We start from the raw sequence: 18020 nt of genomic DNA, 5'->3' as shown, positions 1-18020 counted from the left end.
GGGTGACGAGTAACGTGAAGGGCAAGAGGTCGAATCAGCTCACACATGTTGCAGGTTTTTTGTGGAGTGGACCGGGTCACGCTTCGCTTGTCCGCGATTGCCGGAATGTAGGAGCGGACTTGTCCGCGAACTGCCGGGAACCGGCAGCAAAACCGGCTGCTCCGGTGCATCAGATTCAGCCGAGGTGGCCTTTTCAGGGCCGCTTTGCCGCCCATCGCAGCCGTCGTAACCTCCTGAAGCTCTAGAGACACCGCATGCCCTCAAAGTCAAATCAGCTCATTTGCCCGTCCATTTCCCCTCAAACCCTCCATTTCCGACCTGCGCAGCCCTGACTTGTCACAGAACCGTCATTGCACCTCTCTAGCTTGCGCCTCCAGTTGCCGGGCCATTTGCCTGGCCGTCGGGATTGGGGGGACTCACATGTACAGGCGTCGCAGCAGGGCTCAACTGGTTGGCTTCACACTCGGTTCACTGGCGCTTGGTATTGCCAGCGGGCGTTTACAGGCCGCCGAAGCCGGCCCTACCGAGCACGTGCAAGTGGTGGGGCAGGCGGCGAGCATCGACAACGCGCTCAAGGAACAGCGCAGCGCCGACAGCATCAAAAGCGTGGTGCATGCCGACGGCGTGGCGCAGTTGCCTGACCAGAACGTGGCCGAAGCGGTGCAGCGTCTGCCGGGCGTGAGTGTCGAGCGCGATCAGGGGGAAGGGCGCTTTGTAACGGTGCGTGGCCTGGCCCCTGACCTGAACAGCGTGACTATCAACGGCACGCTGGTGCCCGCCCCGGAAAGTGGCCGACGCGCCGTGGCGCTGGACGTTCTGCCGGCCGAACTGGTGCAGTCGCTGTCAGTGATCAAGACCCTGACCCCGGACATGGATGCCAACTCGCTGGGTGGCACCATCGACGTCGAGAGTTTGTCTGCCTTCGACCACAAGGGTTTGTTCTACACCGGCAGCAGCGAGGCCAGCTACGACAAGAACACCCGCCAGACCAGCCCCAAGTTTTCTGGCGCGGCGAGCAACCGTTTCAGCCTTGGCGACGGCATCGACAACGTTGGCGTGGCTGCAGCGTTGAGCTGGCAGAAGCGCGACTTCGGCTCCGACAATGTCGAGACCGGCGGTGACTGGGACGGCACGCGCCTGCAGTCATTCGAACAGCGCGACTATGACATCAGCCGCGAGCGTGCTGGCGGTGGCCTGAACTTCGATTACAAACCCGATGACGTCAGCAAATATTACCTGCGCACCCTGTACAGCCGCTTCAAGGACGACGAAGTACGCACCACCAACGCATTCGAGTTTGCCGATGCGCAGCGTGCAGGCGAGACCGGCGATGCCGAGGGCACCCGCAAGCTCAAGGCGCGCACCGAAACCCAGGAAATCCAGTCCTACGTGTTTGGCGGCGAGCGCATGATGGGCCTGTGGACCCTCAGCGGCCAGGCCGGTTACAGCGAATCCAGCGAAGACAGCCCCGGTCACATCGCCGGCGCCACGTTCGTGGGCAACGACGATTTTGCCGGTACCGGTTTCTACGACCGCGACAAACCCAGGCCGATTGTCGGCTCCTCGTTCTACGACACTTCGAACTTCACCCTGGACAAGGTCGATTGGGAAAAGCAGTACACCAAGGACACCGAAAAAAACGTACGTCTGGACCTGGCCCGCGACTACGATTTCAAAGGCTACGCCTCGCAGTTCAAGTTTGGCGGCAAGGTCAGCCGACGTGACAAGAGCAACGATCTGGAAGTCTGGAAATACGAGGATTTCGACGACCAGGGTTTCAGCGATCAGCAACTGAACCTCAGCCAGTTCCAGAAGGGCAGCATCGACTATCGACTGGGCAACTTTGGCAGTGGCATCAGCCCCGGCGCCGTCAAAGGGCTGATAGGCGGCCTTGATGCAGCCAGCGCCTACGACCCCGCCGAGTCCCGCGCGAATGACTTCAAGATCAACGAAGACATCAACGCCGGTTACTTCATGAACACCCTGGATGTCGACAAATGGCGCTTCATCGCCGGCCTGCGCTACGAAGGCACGGAAATGGACGCCAAGGGCACGGGGGTGCGTGACGGTGCTTTCGAGCCCAACGACACCAAGCGCCGTTATCACCACTGGTTACCGGGGCTGCATGCGCGGTATCAGATCGACAAAAGCACCCAGTTGCGTGCCGCCTGGACCAAAACTGTAGTGCGCCCGACCTTCGGCCAGCTGGCACCGGGCTTTGTAATCGACGATGACGAAGCCACGTTTGGCAATCCGAACCTCAAGCCGCTGGAGTCCAGTAACCTGGACCTGGGCATCGAACACTTCATGGGCCGCGCGGGCACGGTGTCTGCGTTCGTGTTCTACAAGGACATCCAGAACTTCGTCTACAACACCGACCTGGCGGGCACTGGACAATGGGCGAACTTCTCCGAAGCCAACACCTTCGCCAACGGCGACAAGGCCAAGCTGTATGGGCTTGAGCTGGCCTACTCACAGAAGCTCGACTGGCTGCCATCACCATGGGACGGCCTCCTGCTGGGAGCCAACGCCACGTTGAGCCGCTCCGACGCGAGCATCAACGGCTTCGACCAGAGCACTGGGACCAATCGCAAGCGCGACATCGACCTGCCCAGCCAGTCGAAAACCGTCGGTAACGTCATGCTCGGTTGGGAGAACGACACCCTCAGCCTGCGTCTGTCGGCCAACTATAAGTCAGCCTATCTGTATGAACTGGCGGCGATTGGCGACAAGGACCACGACCAGTACGTGGATGCGCAGACCTTCGTCGATTTCAGCGCGCGTTACTCACTGACCAAGAACCTCAAGGTCAGTTTCGAGGCGCAGAACCTCACCGATCAGCCGTATTTCGTCTACAGCGGCCATCGCGCCTACAACGGCCAGTACGAAGAGTACGGCCCGACCTACAAAGTCGGCCTGACGTTTACCCACTTCTGACCGACCGATGCGCTCATTCAAAGGATTCAACCCTTCATGATGATTTCGTTATCACCCAAACCGGCTTGCCTGACGCTGCTGCTGGGTCTGCTCGCCGGTGCCGCACACGCCTCGCCGCCCACTGACTTGAGCCTGACGCGCTGGGCTGAAAAAACAGCGTTCAAGGCTCAATCTGCAGCTTTCCTGCCAGGCAGCGACGGGGCCCGCCGCCTGGCCGCCAGCGTCAAGGCTGGCTTGTTGTTGCTGGACGATCAGGGTCATGAACTGGCGAACATGCCGGGCTCTTTCCAAGGGCTGGACAGTCGCCTGACAGGTGCCAGCGTGCTGATCGCGACGCTGGACAACACCCGCCAGCAGGCCATGCTGACTCAGCTTGATTCAGCAAAGGCGCAGTGGTCCCAACCGGTTTATCTGCCCGCCCGCGATTATCCGGTGGCAGGCCTGTGCCTGTACCGCGACGACGCCAGCAACCTGTTTGTGTTTCTGGTGGGCGAGGAGGGCAAGGGTGAGCAATGGCTGGTCGGCGCAGGCGATCACGTCAATGCCACGCCGCGCCTGGTGCGCAATCTGCCGTTGCCGCCGAATGCGGAGTTCTGTCAGGTCGACGACGCCGCGCACCGGCTGTTCGTCAACGAGGAAAACATTGGCTGGTGGGCCTACCCGGCGCACCCCGAAGCCGATGTCGCCCGTCAGCCGGTGGCCTTGCGCGAGCCGTTTGGCGAAGTGAAGCAGGCTGCGGGGGCTATGGCCGTCGTGCCCGGTGGCTTGCTGGCGCTGGACCCGAAAGGCAAGTCTTTACATCTTTATCAGAACAAGGGCGAGAGCTGGACGCCGGTCGCCGAGCTGTCACTAATGAACCTGAAAAAGCCCGAAGGCTTGTCTGCGCGTCAGGACAAGAACGGTTTGCAGGTTCTGGTCAACGATAACGACGGCGAGCGGCTGTATCAGGGTGAAGTAGGCTGGACGCCACAACCGGTGGCGGTTGCTGAGCCGCTGCCCGTTGTCATGCCCGCCAGCCAGAGCCAACCCGTCGGTCGTCAGGGCGACGCTGCCGATGATCCGGCCATCTGGGTCAATCCACAGAATCCGGCGCTGAGCCGGGTGCTGGGCACCAACAAGAAACAGGGCCTGCTGTCCTACGACCTGAGTGGCAGGCAACTGCAGGAACTGCCGGTCGGGCGCTTGAACAACGTCGATATCCGGCCCGGTTTCATGCTCGGCAAAAAGAACGTCGATCTGGCGGTGGCCAGCAACCGTGACCGCAACAGCCTGAGCCTGTTCAGCATCGACCGCGCCAGTGGCACCATCAGCGAAGCGGGCGAGATCCCCACGCCCTTGGCGGAAATCTACGGCGTCTGCCTGTTCAAGCCTGCCAGCGGCGAGTTGTATGCGTTCGCCAATGGCAAGGACGGCAGCTTTCTTCAGTACCGGCTCAGCGCGCCGGATGGCAAGGCGCAAGGCGAGCTGGTGCGCAGTTTCAAGGTTGAAACCCAGCCGGAAGGCTGCGTCGCGGATGACCAGCGTCAACGCCTGTTTCTCGGTGAAGAAGACGTTGGCGTCTGGGAAGTCGATGCGCGTGCCGATCAGCCCGCGACGCTGTCCAGCGTGATCAAGGTGGGCGACGTGGTGCACACCGATGTCGAGGGGTTGGCGCTGTATCAGAGCGATGGTCACGACTATCTGGTGATTTCGAGCCAGGGCAACGACAGCTACGTGGTGGTCGATGTCGAGCCGCCTTACACGCTGCGCGGTGCGTTTCGGGTCGGCCTCAATGCAAGCGCCGGGATTGACGGTACCTCCGAAACCGACGGCATCGAAGTGACCTCCATGAACCTCGGCGGCCCGTGGAGCAAGGGCATGCTGGTGGTTCAGGACGGGCGCAAACGCATGCCGGAGCAGGCGCAGAACTTCAAGTTCGTGCCTTGGGCCGAGGTGACGAAAACCCTCAAGCTGCCGTAAATCGTTTGTCATCAAGCGGTGCTAATCATTCGTTTCATTACAGAGGACTACCCGATGCACGCCACACTCGAACACATGACCGTCTGGGGCCTGATCAGCGACGCCAGCCTGCTGGTCAAGGCCGTTATGCTGATTCTGCTGCTCGCGTCATTGGTCAGCTGGTTCCTGATCGTTCAGCGCAGCCTGGCCCTGCGTCATTACGAGCGTTCGCTGGATGCCTTCCAGCAGCGTTTTCGCAGCGAAGCCGAGCTGGCGCCGCTGTACGCGCAGGCGTCTTCAGCCCAAAGCGATTCTGGCGGCATCGGCTCGATCTTTCAGGCCGGCTACGCCGAGTACATGCAGCTCAAACATCGCCCCGGTATCGATCCCGATGTTGTGCTGTCAGGCGTCGAACGCTCGTTGCAGGTGGCGATCAGCGAGCAGGAATTGCAGCTGGAAAAGGGCCTGCAGTTTCTCGCCACTGTGGGCTCCGTCAGCCCGTACATCGGCCTGTTCGGCACGGTGTGGGGGATCATGAATTCGTTCATCGGCCTGTCGCAGGTGCAACAGGCGACGCTGTCCACGGTCGCACCGGGTATCGCCGAAGCGTTGATTGCAACCGCCATCGGCCTGTTCGCCGCCATTCCGGCGGTCATTGCCTATAACCGTTTTGCCGCACGCGGCCAGACCCTGACGGCGCGTTACTACACCTTTGGCAACGAACTGCAGGTGCGCCTCAACCGCACGCTGCAAGGTCTGCCACGCAACATGGCCGCTGCGGCCTGAGGACTTGCCATGCTGGTCAAACCGCAACGCAAACATGGCCCGAAAGCCGAAATGAATGTCGTGCCGTACATCGACGTGATGCTGGTGCTGCTGGTGATCTTCATGGTCACCGCGCCGATGCTCACTCAAGGTGTGAAGCTCGATTTGCCGAAAATCGCCAGCGAGGCGCTTGCCAGCGATACCCGGCAGCGCATCGTGACCTTGTCCGTCAAGGCGCAGGGCGGCTACTACTGGAACCTCGGTGAAACGCTTGACACCCAGGCGCAGACCGATCAGGCCGCCAGCCTGGAAGACATGCAGGGGCGCATTGCCCAACTGGTTGCCGAGCGCAAGGACACCCAGGTGTTTATCCGTGCCGACGACAAAGCCGATTATGGCCGGGTGGTCGCTGCCATGGCTGCGCTGCAACGCAGTGGCGTGACCCGGTTGGGGCTGGTGACCGAGGCACCGCAATGACCACCATGACCCTGACGCTCGAGGATAGCCGGCCACAGCGCGAGTGGCTGAACGGGCCGTGGCTGCGCAGCAATGGTCTGGCGGCGGCGATTGCGCTGGCCTTGCACGGTGCGCTGCTGGGTGGCCTGATGCTCGGCTGGAACGCGCAGGAAAAACGCCCTGAGCCGCCGAGAACACTGACCACCCAACTGGTGATGCTGCCAGCACCTGCACCTGTGGCGGCAGCGCCAGTCGCCGTTGCCGAAGCTGTTCAAACGCCGCCACCGGCCCCCTTGGTTGCACCGCCGCCCGTGGTAAAACCACTAGAAGCCCCCAAACCGCAGGCAGAACCGCAGCGCCAGCTTGAGCAGGCGGCGCTGGCACGCAAACGCGTCGATGAGCAGAAGCGCGAGCGTGAAACCGAGCAACGCCAGCGTGCGCAAAACGCTCGGGAAGCCGAGCAGCAGCGCCAACAGGCTCAGGCTGAGCAGCAACGCCAGGCCGAGCAGGCGCGTCAGTCCGCCGAGCGTGCTCGTCAATCGCAGGTGCAGCAACAGACACAGCAGCAAGCCGCTGCCGACAGCAGTCAATACCAGCCGCTGAGCAAGGAAGCCCCTGACTACCCCGAGCGGGCGCTGGACAAAGGCATAGAGGGGGATTGCACGGTGGTCTACGACGTCTCGCCGCAAGGCAAAGTCGTCAACCCGCAAGTGCAGGGCAGCTGCCACCCGCTGTTCATGCGCCCGTCGCTGGCTGCAGCAGAGACTTTTCGCTATCAGCCAAGGATCGTCGAGGGCAGGGCGGTGATGGTGTCCGGCGTGAAAAATACCTTTCACTACCGGATCAAGTAGCGCCGAAGCAAGCAGAAAGCGGGCCTGACGCAAGGCGCGTCAGGCCCGCACAGGCTTAACTGACCTTGAAGCGTCGTACCAGCGCAATCAGGCGGGTGTTGGACTCGGACAGTGCCGCGGTGCTTCTCTCGTTGCTGGAGCCACCTTCGACCAGTTCTTCGACGATGTGGCGCACAGCAATGATGTTGCGGCTGATTTCCTCGGACACCGCGCTTTGCTCTTCGGCCGCTGTGGCGATTTGCGTGCTCAGGTCGTTGATCTGCAGCACCGAACGGGTCATGTCGTCCAGCCCGGTGGTCACGGCGGTGGTCTTGCCCGCAGTGGCCTGGCAGCTTTGACGGGTTTTTTCCATCGCCGCGACGGCAGCGCTGACGCCCTGTTGCAGGCTGCCGAGCATTTCGTTGATTTCTGACGTACTGGCCTGGGTACGCGCGGCGAGCGCGCGGACCTCATCAGCCACCACCGCAAAACCGCGACCCTGTTCACCGGCACGCGCCGCTTCAATGGCCGCATTGAGCGCCAACAGGTTGGTCTGCCCGGCAATTTCGCCGATCACCGCCAGTACTGCATTGATGCGCTTGGCGTCCTGCTCCATCGACTGCACTTTGCTGGTGGCCGAATCGACCTCGCTGATCAGTGCATTCACGCTGTCAGAAGCGTCCGCAACCACGGTTTTCGACACCTGCGCGTTCTCGTTGGCCGACTGCGTAAAGCTTGCGGTCTGCGCTGCGCTGCGAGCCACTTCGTCGGCGGTTGAGGACATCTCGGTGATCGCCGTCACGGCCTGATCAGTCTCGTTGGCATGACGGATCAGAATCGCATTGGTCACGCCTGCCTGGCTGCGCAGTTGTTCGATGCCGCTGGCAATCTCGCTGGTAGAACTGCTGACGTCGAGCATCATGCGTTGCAGATAGGCAATGAAGTTGTTGACCGACTCGCCCACCTGATCGACTTCATCATGCCCTTTGACGGTAATGCGCCGAGTCAGGTCGGCATCGCCAGCCGACAGCGTGTCGATGTTGACTTTCAGCACGCTCAAGCGATTCATCAGCGTGCGCAGCGCGACGATCATCAGGATCAGCAGGACCAGAACCATCGGGATCTGTAGCCAGGCCAGGGTCTTGAGAACCGTCTCGCTCTGACTTTTCAACAAATCGGTATTTTGCGAGACCGCCAACAGCCACGGCGTGCCCGCGACCGGCATCAGAAACAGCGTCGATTCCTCGCCATCACTGTTCTGGTAGGTCAGGCGCGACGTGCCAGTACCTTTGGCGGCCAGCGCCGACTTGATGCCATTGATGAACGGCGACTGCGCGGCCAGTTCGGAGACATTGCGCAACACGATCTTGTCGCTGCTGCCTGGCACGTTGGACAAGATCTTGCCATCGGCTTCGATGATCATGATCCGGCCGTGGACTTCCTGCTCTTTGGCTTCAACCAGCTTGTTGAAAAAGCCCAGCGTCACGTCGATGGTCGACACGCCCCACGGCTGTCCGTCTTTGGTGATGGCCATGGCGCAGTTGGTACGCGGTTCCGGGCTGGCGGCGTCCTGATAGGCGGGTGCCCAGGCGCACTGGCCGGCAGGGGAGTTCAAACCGCCTTTATGCCAGCCCTGTTCGAAATAGTTGAGCGACTCAGGCGAGTTCCAGTGAGTGTTGACGATCAACTTGCCCGACGCATCGCGATGGTAAAAGGTGCTGTGCTTGGCACGACCGGGCGTGCGCACGTTCGGCAAAGGCCAGATCCCGCCGCCGAATACCTTGGCCTCACCGTACTGGTTGACCATGAAAGGCAGCAGACGATCGATATCGTCGCTGGAAAGCTGCGGCACCAGTTCAGTAATCACCCGCGCCTGCGCCTGCACGCGGGCCAGCTCGGTCTTGATCTCGTTGCTGATATCTGCCGCCTTGGCGGTCAGAATGTTTTCATCGTTGGCGGTGAGCCTGGGGGAGACGAACTGACCGATGCCGTAAACCGTCAGAACGATCACCAAGGCCATGAACCCCACGAAGGTTGCGGTGTAGCGAGCTTGCACTGTCTTGAGCGAGGCCATTTTTTTGTTATACCTGAGCCGTGGGAAAGGGACCACCTGACCAAGGTGTCGGCGGGTACAGATATTTCTTGATGTGACATAAACGCCAATTTCAGTACGATCAGATTGACCTGGCGACGCTTGGCTTGCCCGCGATCTGCCGGGAGCCGGCAGCAAAAACGGTGCATGCGGTATATCTGCTACAACCGAGGTGGCCTCTTTGGGGTCCGCTCGAAGCCCATCGTAGCCGTCGTAACCTCCTGAAACTCCTACGGCCTGCGGGCAGAAGCCCGTTCTATGGCCACCTTGAGACGTGTTTGTAACACTGGGCGCGCGCAAGCCGCGCCGCCGAAATTTTTTTAGCCCTTGCTTGACTTCCTTTTCCTAATCAGTAACATAGCGCTCATTCCGCGATAGCTCAGTTGGTAGAGCAAGTGACTGTTAATCACTGGGTCCCTGGTTCGAGTCCAGGTCGTGGAGCCAGACTATATTTCAGTAGCAATATCCAGCGCTTCTGAAACTGAAAACCCGCCTTTTTGGCGGGTTTTTTCGTTCTGGCTGACCCTCGGCATGTTCTGGCTGAAGTGCGAGTCGACAGTCGCCGTTGATCAGCCAACCAACTGTGCCCCTCAATACGGCGAAATAGTCCCCAGCAAACCCACCGCAATCGCCAACAACAAAAAACCTATCAATGAAAGTCCGAGCTTGCCCATGAGCGTCTCCTGCTGACTGATCTGTCTGTAACGAGCCGCAGGCTCCGGTTTCTGGCGGTTGTCCTGCGCGTTTGAATGCGTTGCCATTATCCTGCGCAGGCAGATTCTGGTACAGATTCAGAAACAGCTTAAAAATACGGATCAGTTGTACGTGAGCCGAACGCAAACACCTCAAAACGACGCAATGATGCGCCCCAGCATGGCCATCGCTTGCTCGCTGCGTTCATCCCACGGCGTGCCGTAGTTCAGGCGTGCGCAGTGCTTGAAGCGTTGCGAGGCCGAGAAGATCGGGCCGGGTGCCAGGCTGATGCCCTGGGCCAGCGCTAGCTGGAACAGTTGCAGCGAATCCACCTGCTCGGGGAATTCGAACCATAAAAAATAACCGCCCACCGGTTTGGTCACGCGCGTTCCGGTCGGGAAATAACGTGCGGCAGCCGCCAGCATTGCACCTTGTTGAAGTTCGAGGGTGTCGCGCAGTTTGCGCAAGTGTCGGTCATAGCCGCCGTGTTTGAGGTAGTCGGCAATCGCTGCCTGGGCGGGGACAGAGGGTGAAATCGTGGTCATGAGTTTCAGGCGATCGATCTGCTCGGTAAAGCGTCCACCGGCCACCCAGCCAACGCGATAGCCGGGTGCCAGGGTTTTGGAGAACGAGCTGCAATGCATCACCAGCCCGCTGCGATCCAGGCTTTTGATCGGCTGGGGTGCTTTGGCGCCGTAGTACAGTTCGGCGTACACATCGTCTTCGATCAGCGGGATCTGTTGCTGTTCCAGCACGTCGTAAAGCCTGGCTTTGTTCTCTTCCGTCATGCTCGCGCCGAGCGGGTTCTGAAAGCTGCTCATGAACCAGCAGGCTTTGATCGGCAGGCGTTGCAGGCTGTCCTGCAAGGAGTCCAGGTCTACGCCGTCACGCGGGTGCACGGGGATTTCGACCGCTTTGAGCTTGAGTCGCTCCAGCACTTGAAGGCAGGCGTAGAACGCAGGGCTTCGATGGCGACCAGATCGCCAGGCTCGGTGACGCATTGCAGGCACAGGTTGAGTGCTTCCATCGCACCGTTGGTGATCACCAGTTCGTGGGCGGGCAAGCGTGTGCCGCCGATCATGTAACGCAGGGCTATTTGCCGACGCAGCTCGGAATTGCCGGTGGTCATGTCACTGACAATGTCTGCGGGCGTCATCGTCCTTACCGCTGAGGCCATTGATTTGGCCAGGCTCGGCAGTGGGTACAGATGCGGGCTGGGAAATGCCGAGCCAAACGGAACGGTGTCGGGGTTCTTGAGTGAACCGAGGACCGAAAAGATCAGGTCGCTGACCCCAAGTTCCGTGCCCTCGCTGCTGTGCCGGACCAGCTCAGGCTCGGTCAGCGCATTGGCGGCATGCTCGCGCACGTAGTAGCCAGAGCGCGCACGGGCCTGGATCAGCCCTTTGTCTTCCAAGAGGTAATACGCCTTGAAGACGGTGGCGGGGCTGACCGAATAAGTGCGACTGGCGACCCTGACAGACGGGACTTTTTCACCGGCGGGCAATACGCCGCTACGAATCATTTCCGAGATGTCAGCGGCGAATTTTTCGTAGCGTTTCATTAGCGGCTTCGAGCAAAAGATACGTGCATCATGAGCGAAAACGAGATTGGCAAACAGAAGAAGATATGCCAAAAAAACCGTATCAGATGTTTTTTGTTTGCCTTGTCGGGTGCTAAAACCCCAGGCTTCTCGCAACCCCCAGCGGTCAGAACCGGCTTGAACCCCTCAAACGGATAGTTCTATCATGCCCGCGTCCTTCGACCCTCTAAGGAAACGCTCTTGTCTCGTTGCAACTGGCTGCCTACGCCGCCTTAGCGCTACGCCCCCTCGCCACACCCTGACTGCCTTTGCTGCAGTCGCTTGTTGCCGTGCCCGTTTTAACGGCTGCTGCCACGCCATTACCCCCTCATTTGAAAACTGAAGCACACGCACGTCCGGCACCCGCTGCTGCGCGCCTTGTTGTGTTCGCCATAGGTATTTCCATGCTCGAAAAAATCAAAACTACGTGGTTTTCCAACATCCGTGCCGATGTGCTGGCCGGGCTGGTCGTTGCTCTGGCGCTGATCCCGGAAGCGATCGCGTTCTCCATCATCACGGGCGTGGACCCGAAAGTCGGGCTTTATGCGTCGTTCTGTATCTGTGTGGTCATTGCGTTTGTGGGCGGCCGCCCGGCGATGATTTCTGCCGCCACAGGGGCGATGGCGTTGCTGATGGTCAACCTGGTGAAAGATCATGGCCTTCAGTATTTGCTGGCGGCCACGTTGCTGTGCGGCGTGTTGCAGATTATCGCCGGGTACTTGCGCCTCGGGGAGTTGATGCGCTTCGTTTCGCGCTCGGTGGTCACCGGTTTTGTGAATGCATTGGCGATCCTGATTTTCATGGCGCAACTGCCAGAGCTCACCCATGTCACTTGGCCGGTCTACGCGATGACCGCCGCCGGGCTGGCGATCATCTACCTGTTTCCACGCATTCCCGTGGCAGGCAGGCTGCTGCCGTCGCCGCTGGTGTGCATTCTGGTGCTGACAGCCATTGCCATCTACATGGGCCTCGACGTGCGGACAGTGGGCGACATGGGCGCAATGCCTGACAGCCTGCCGACCTTCATGTGGCCGGACGTTGCGCCGAATTTCGACACGTTGCTGATCATTCTTCCGTACTCCGCTGCGCTGGCCGTAGTAGGCCTGCTTGAGTCGATGATGACCGCAACCATTGTCGATGACCTGACCGACACCAGCAGTGAGCGCAACCGTGAATGCAAAGGGCAGGGCATTGCCAATATCGCCAGCGGGTTGATTGGCGGCATGGCCGGCTGTGCCATGATCGGTCAGTCGATGATCAACGTGAAATCAGGCGGCAGAACGCGCCTCTCGACCCTCAGTGCGGGCATTCTGTTGCTGATCATGATGCTGTTTCTGGGCGACTGGCTGGTGCGTATTCCGATGGCGGCGCTGGTGGCGGTGATGATCATGGTGTCGATCAGTACGTTCAGTTGGGGCTCGATCCGCAACCTCCGGCAGTACCCGCTCTCGACCAATATCGTGATGGTGGTGACAGTTGCCGTGGTGGTTGCGACCCACAACCTGGCCTACGGCGTATTGGTCGGATCCCTGCTGGCCGCGATGTTCTTTGCCAGCAAGATCGCGCGTTATCTCGACGTCACATCGCGCCGCGACCCCGAGCACAGCCACCGCACGTACTACGTCACTGGCCAGGTTTTTTTCGCCTCCGCCGACCGCTTTACAGCGTCATTCGACTTGCGTGAGAAGGTTGAAACGCTGGCCATCGATCTGCGCGAGGCGCATTTCTGGGACATCACCGCCGTGGCGGCGCTGGACAAGGTAGTGCTGAAGCTGAGGAGGGCGGGCATTAGCGTCGACGTCGTTGGCATGAACCGCGCGACGGCCACGCTGGTGGACCGGTTTGGCGTGCATGACAAGCCGGACGGTATCGATTCGTTGATGGGGCATTGAGCGGCGCGTACTCATGACAGTCAGCACTTTTGTGCGGTATGTTCCTGAAAATCGACGTTAATCCGACACAAGGAAGGAACAACCATGCGCTCATTTTCCCGCACGCCGCTTGCTGCTCATCTGGGCCTCGCTTTTGTGCTGACGGCGTTGACGCCGATGGTCATGGCCGATCCGCACAAGGTGATTCAGGCCGATGCCGAGCAATACCAGGGCGAGGCCTTGAAACTGCTGGAGCGTCTGGTCAACATCGATTCGGGTTCCGGTTACGTGCCGGGCCTGACCCAGGTCAGCGACATTGCGATTGAAGAGCTTAAAAAACTCGGTGCCACCATCGAGCTTGTGCCGAACACACCGGAGGCCAGCAATCATGTCCTTGCCACCCTGAAAGGCACCGGCAAGGCGAAGATTCTGTTGATGGCGCACATGGACACCGTGTTCAAGGAAGGCTCGGCGGCCGAGCGGCCGTTTCACATCAAGGACGGTCGTGCCTACGGCCCCGGCGTGATGGACGACAAGGGCGGTATTGTTGCCGCTATCTATGCACTGAAGGTCCTGCACAACCTGAAATTCACCGACTACGCGCAGATCACCGTATTGCTCGACGCCAGCGAGGAAACCGGCTCTGTGGTCGCCACTGAACTGATCAAGAAAACCGCCAGGGAACACGATGTCACGCTGAACCTGGAACCGGGTCGCCCGGCCGATGGGCTGGTGGTGTGGCGCAAGGGTTCTGCCACTGCGCTGGTTGAAGTCAAGGGCAAGGCTTCGCATGCAGGCGTTGCGCCGGAACTGGGTCGCAATGCCGCCACCGAAGTGGCGCATCAGATTCTCCAGCTCGGCAAGCTGGGCGATGAGGAAAAGAAAACCACCATCAACTTCACTGTGCTCAAGGCGGGTGATCGCACCAACGTGATCCCGGATCAAGCCAGCGCCAAGGCGGATGTGCGCGCGGCAGTACCGGAGGAGTTCGACCGGATCGAAAAAGACCTCGCCAAGGTCTCGGCCAACAAGCTGGTGCCCGACACCGAGGTCAAGACCAGTCTGGTCCGTGGCCTGCCGCCGATGCCGCAAACTGCGCAGTCCGATGCGCTGGTCGCCATGGCTCAGGGCATTTACGGCGAACTGGGGCGCACGCTGACCATCGAAGGCAGCGGCGGGGCGGCTGATTCAAGCCTGTCTGCCAGCGTGGGCACGCCGACGCTGGATGGCTTCGGGATTGTCGGCGGCAACATTCATACGCCCGAGGAATATGCCGAGGTCGGCAGTGTGGCGCCGCGTATCTACCTGCTGTCGCGAATGATCATGAAGTTGTCCGGGCAGCAGTGATTCGCACGGTATCTGATTGTTGAGCGACTGCAGGTCGAGCACTGGGAAGCACAAATTTTATTTGTGCTTCCCAACAAAACATGTTGATTTTATTTTTTGTGAGCCGGTTCTAGGATGATGCCAGCGTTCAGCAGACCGTTGCATCGCCGCAGGCGCTGTCGATGTTTGCCTGTCTGGAAATCTAAAAAAAGTACCTGGAGTTCTGATGAGCCTTTCTCCTTTTCACCTCGCAATCCCTGTATATGACCTGGCCGCCACCCGGACTTTCTACGGTGAAGTCTTCGGGCTTGCCGAGGGGCGTTCCAGTGCGCAATGGGTGGACTTCGATTTTTATGGCCATCAACTGGTCATTCATGAACACCCGAAAACAGCGTCACAGGAAAGCGTGCACAGCAACCCTGTGGATGGTCATGACGTGCCGGTTCCGCATTTCGGCATCATTCTGCAATGGGCGCAGTGGGAAGCACTGGCCGAGCGGTTGAGGTCATTCGACACCAAATTTGTGATCGAACCCTACATCCGCTTCAAAGGGCAGGTCGGCGAGCAGGCCACCATGTTCCTGTTTGATCCGTGCGGTAATGCGCTGGAATTCAAGGCGTTCAAAGACATGAGCCAGTTGTTCGCCAAGTAATGTTTTCCTGTAACAGTGATCGGGCCACGTTAGCCGGTCACTGTGTGTCCTGAACCTGCGCAGTCAGTAACTGAGCCAGCACATTGACCGGCTCGGTAAGGCTGCGACGCGCGCGATGCACCAGCCCTATATCGCGATGAAACGTGTGCGGCCCAAGGTTCACCGCACGTACCCCGGCAGGCCACGCCTGAATGGTCGCGGTTTCCGGCACCAGCGCCACGCCAACCCCATTGGCGACCAGCTTGACAATGGCGTCCAGCTCGTCGAGCTCACACACCTCGCGCAGCGAAACGTGCGTCTGACGCAGAAAACGGTCAACTTGCCGCCCGCCAAAAGAAGACCTGTCGTAGCGAATGAAAGGCTGGCTTGAAATCAGCTCTGCCCAGTCCTCACCCTGAAGATCGGCCGGAACGATAAGGCGATAGGGTTCGCGCATGAGGGTGGTCCAGCGCAGATCGCTGTGCAGCGAAAAGGGCGGACGAATGATTGCCGCCAGGTCCACTTCGCCCGCGTCCACCTGATTGACCAGGTCCATCGACAGGCCCGGTATGACCCGGGTCCGGCATTGCGGAAATTGCCGGTGAAACAGCGCCAGCGCGTCCGGCAGGAACGAGCGCTGCACAGACGCGATAGCGCCAATCGTCACCAGCACGTTGGGCGCAGAGCCAGTGGCCGAATTGCCCAGGCTGCCATAAAGGCGCACCAGTTCCTGACCTTGCAGCAGCACCTGCTGGCCCATCCGGTTCAACTGCGCCGAACGTCCCTTGCGGTCGAACAACTCGACACCCAGTTGCGCTTCAAGGCGCTGCATTTGCGCACTAACGGCCGCTTGAGTGAGCCCGATACGGTCTCCCGCTGCGGCGAACGTGCCTTCTCTGGCGACGGCGATGAGGGTTTTCAATTCTTTGATCATTGGCAAATATTAGTTGTGTTTGTGGCGTGCGGATATTTGTTTTTTTGATTGAAAGAGAATGTTGTTGACTCTCTGGAGCACCCTTGTGATGCCGGGACCGTTTTTTGAAATAAAGTTCAATAAATCGGATACAAGGTCGATACAAATATTTGACGCCATGATGATGGCGATCTAGTATTGCCAACCTTTTTGATGTCAATCTGCTACTGAAAGGACGCACTGTGTATCTCCATGCTCTCAAAACGGCGCTGCTGCTCTCGCTCGCCCTCGTGGCCGCCCCTGCATTTGCGGCTACCGCTCCGGCTGATACACCCGGGGTGCAAGACCTTATCCGTGACCGTCAGGACCGTCTGCTGGAAGAGCAGCGTCGCCGCCTTGACGAACTCAAGGAGTTGCCCGGCAAGCAGGCCACGCCCGTGGCGCCCGCGACGCCTGAGGACACACGCTGTTTCACTATCAGTCGTATCGAGCTCAAAGGTGCCGACTCCTTGTCGCCTGCCGAACGCGACGCGTTGATCAAGCCTTTTCAGAACAAATGCCTTGGCGTGGCGCAACTCAACGACCTTCTCAAAACCATCACCGATCACTACCTCGACAAGGGCCTGATAACCACTCGCGCCTACCTGCCGCAGCAGGACCTGTCGACGGGCGATCTGCAAGTGCTGGTCATCGAAGGCAAGCTGGAAAAACTGCACGGCGCGGCTGACAGTGGCCTGTCGGATCGCCAACTGGCCATGACCTTTCCCGGTCAGGAAGGCCAGATCGTCAACCTGCGCGAAATCGAGCAGATGGTCGATCAGCTCAATCGTCTGCCGTCCAGTCAGGCACAGATGGAACTGACGCCCGGCAAAGAAGTGGGCGGCAGCGATGTGGTGGTCAAAAGCACGCCGCAAAAGCCGTGGCGGGCCAATCTGTCGCGTACCAACGAGGGGCAGCGCAGTACCGGTGAGCAGCAATGGAATGCCGGGCTTGAGTGGGACAATCCGCTGGGTCTGGCGGATCAGTTCAGCCTGCGTGGCGGTCACGATGCGATCAGCGATCGCCAGAAAGCCTCTCGCAATGCCTCGCTTTCCTACAGCCTGCCGTGGGGCTGGTGGACGTTCAGCTACCTGTACAGCACCAGCGAATACCGTTCGGTGGCGCAGTCATCCAACATCAACTTCAAGCAGGACGGCGACAGCCAGAACCATCAGTTCAAGGCCGAGCGCGTCGTGTACCGAGATGCCCTGAGCAAGACCTCGCTCAATGCCGGGCTGGCGTACTTGCGCACCAACAATTATGTCGAAGATAGCAAACTGGCGGTCAGCAGCAACCGTATCACCGAAGCTCAGTTCGGCATCAACCATGGTCGGCGGGTGGGCTCGGCGTTCGTCAACATCGACTTGGGCATGCAGCAGGGCATCGGTGCTCTGGATGCGCAGGGCAACCACAACCCCGGGCCAGGCCAGCCCGATGCACGCTATCGCAAATACACCGGCACTATCAGCTACCTGCATCCGTTTCAGCTGTGGGGTGAAAACCTGAGTTTCACCAGCCTGGCCACTGGGCAGCGTAGCGAGGATGTGTTGTTCAGCCCGCAGCGCCAGAGCCTGGGCGGATCTTCATCAGTGCGTGGCTACAAGGATGAGTTTCTGTCCGGCGACAGCGGCGGCTATTGGCGCAACGAAATACGCCTGACCCGCCCGGTGACGTTCGACTGGCTGCGCCCGTTGTTTGCCGAATATGGCGCGGCGGCTGGTTACGACCAGGGCGTGATCCGCAATGACCGTTACAACGGCGACCAGCATGGTCGCTTGTCCAGCAACTCGTTCGAGCTGTTTACCCGTGGCCAGCACGTTGCCGCCTCGGTGACCTTCGCTCGCTCCCTGGAACGTCCCGATGTGATCGAGCGCGAAGCGCCGGTCTATTTCCGTGTGGACTTCTTCCTTTAATAACGCCGTTTCCAATCCCACTGTTTCGAGGTCATTT

General features: G+C 59.8%; 11 protein-coding genes, 1 tRNA gene and 1 pseudogene. 10 read left to right on the top strand and 3 right to left on the bottom strand.

Translation table 11 applies throughout. The features are described from left to right. Positions 1-420 precede the first annotated feature (420 nt). Genes PSPTO_RS16780 through PSPTO_RS16760 form a run of 5 tightly spaced genes read left to right on the top strand, consistent with a single transcriptional unit; the run spans position 421 to position 6947 of the window. A complete protein-coding gene (locus PSPTO_RS16780; protein ID WP_011104454.1) occupies positions 421-2937 on the top strand; it encodes a TonB-dependent receptor in 2517 nt (838 codons plus the stop codon). 36 nt (positions 2938-2973) lie between these two features. After that, positions 2974-4896 (top strand): phytase, encoded by a 1923-nt coding sequence (locus PSPTO_RS16775; RefSeq protein WP_011104453.1) that lies wholly within the window; start codon positions 2974-2976, stop codon positions 4894-4896. 54 nt (positions 4897-4950) lie between these two features. Then, positions 4951-5661: a protein TolQ gene (gene tolQ, locus PSPTO_RS16770; RefSeq protein WP_007245914.1), complete on the top strand. Its 711-nt coding sequence runs from the start codon at positions 4951-4953 to the stop codon at positions 5659-5661. A gap of 9 nt (positions 5662-5670) precedes the next feature. Further along, the gene (tolR, locus tag PSPTO_RS16765) at positions 5671-6117 is read left to right on the top strand and encodes a protein TolR (RefSeq protein ID WP_005770871.1); all 447 of its coding nucleotides are present in this window, start codon (positions 5671-5673) and stop codon (positions 6115-6117) included. Next, positions 6114-6947 carry an energy transducer TonB gene (locus PSPTO_RS16760; protein WP_046463904.1) on the top strand — a complete coding sequence of 278 codons (834 nt, stop codon included), beginning with the start codon at positions 6114-6116 and terminating at the stop codon, positions 6945-6947. The genes tolR and PSPTO_RS16760 overlap by 4 nt, the downstream gene beginning before the upstream one ends. Before the next feature lie 55 nt (positions 6948-7002). On the opposite strand, the gene PSPTO_RS16755 is transcribed toward PSPTO_RS16760, so the two are convergent. After that, positions 7003-9000, bottom strand: coding sequence for a methyl-accepting chemotaxis protein (locus tag PSPTO_RS16755; RefSeq protein ID WP_046463903.1), 1998 nt, complete (start codon positions 8998-9000; stop codon positions 7003-7005). A gap of 386 nt (positions 9001-9386) precedes the next feature. On the opposite strand from PSPTO_RS16755, the gene PSPTO_RS16750 reads away from it, so the two are divergent. After that, positions 9387-9462: transfer RNA gene (locus PSPTO_RS16750), tRNA-Asn, on the top strand. A gap of 401 nt (positions 9463-9863) precedes the next feature. Here PSPTO_RS16750 and mapR read toward each other — a convergent pair. Further along, positions 9864-11272, bottom strand: a pseudogene (gene mapR / locus PSPTO_RS16745) (GntR family transcriptional regulator MpaR). A gap of 422 nt (positions 11273-11694) precedes the next feature. Between mapR and PSPTO_RS16740 the strand changes: the two are divergent. The 3 genes from PSPTO_RS16740 to PSPTO_RS16730 all read left to right on the top strand — a co-directional run bounded on the left by PSPTO_RS16740 (position 11695) and on the right by PSPTO_RS16730 (position 15139). Next, positions 11695-13182 (top strand): SulP family inorganic anion transporter, encoded by a 1488-nt coding sequence (locus tag PSPTO_RS16740; RefSeq protein WP_011104449.1) that lies wholly within the window; start codon positions 11695-11697, stop codon positions 13180-13182. Between the two features lie 84 nt (positions 13183-13266). Further along, entirely contained in the window at positions 13267-14508 is a 1242-nt protein-coding gene (locus PSPTO_RS16735) for a M20/M25/M40 family metallo-hydrolase (protein ID WP_011104448.1), read from the top strand. 205 nt (positions 14509-14713) lie between these two features. After that, on the top strand, positions 14714-15139 hold the full coding sequence (locus PSPTO_RS16730) for a VOC family protein (RefSeq protein WP_005770885.1): 426 nt from the start codon (positions 14714-14716) through the stop codon (positions 15137-15139). A gap of 37 nt (positions 15140-15176) precedes the next feature. Here PSPTO_RS16730 and PSPTO_RS16725 read toward each other — a convergent pair whose 3' ends face one another. Further along, positions 15177-16052 (bottom strand): LysR family transcriptional regulator, encoded by an 876-nt coding sequence (locus PSPTO_RS16725; protein ID WP_005770888.1) that lies wholly within the window; start codon positions 16050-16052, stop codon positions 15177-15179. A gap of 221 nt (positions 16053-16273) precedes the next feature. On the opposite strand from PSPTO_RS16725, the gene PSPTO_RS16720 reads away from it, so the two are divergent. Continuing rightward, positions 16274-17983, top strand: coding sequence for a ShlB/FhaC/HecB family hemolysin secretion/activation protein (locus tag PSPTO_RS16720; protein ID WP_011104447.1), 1710 nt, complete (start codon positions 16274-16276; stop codon positions 17981-17983). The last annotated feature ends 37 nt before the right edge of the window (positions 17984-18020 follow it).

Origin of the sequence: Pseudomonas syringae pv. tomato str. DC3000 (genome assembly GCF_000007805.1) — a bacterium.
GTDB lineage: Bacteria > Pseudomonadota > Gammaproteobacteria > Pseudomonadales > Pseudomonadaceae > Aquipseudomonas > Aquipseudomonas avellanae.
This window is presented reverse-complemented; position numbering and strand designations above follow the sequence as displayed.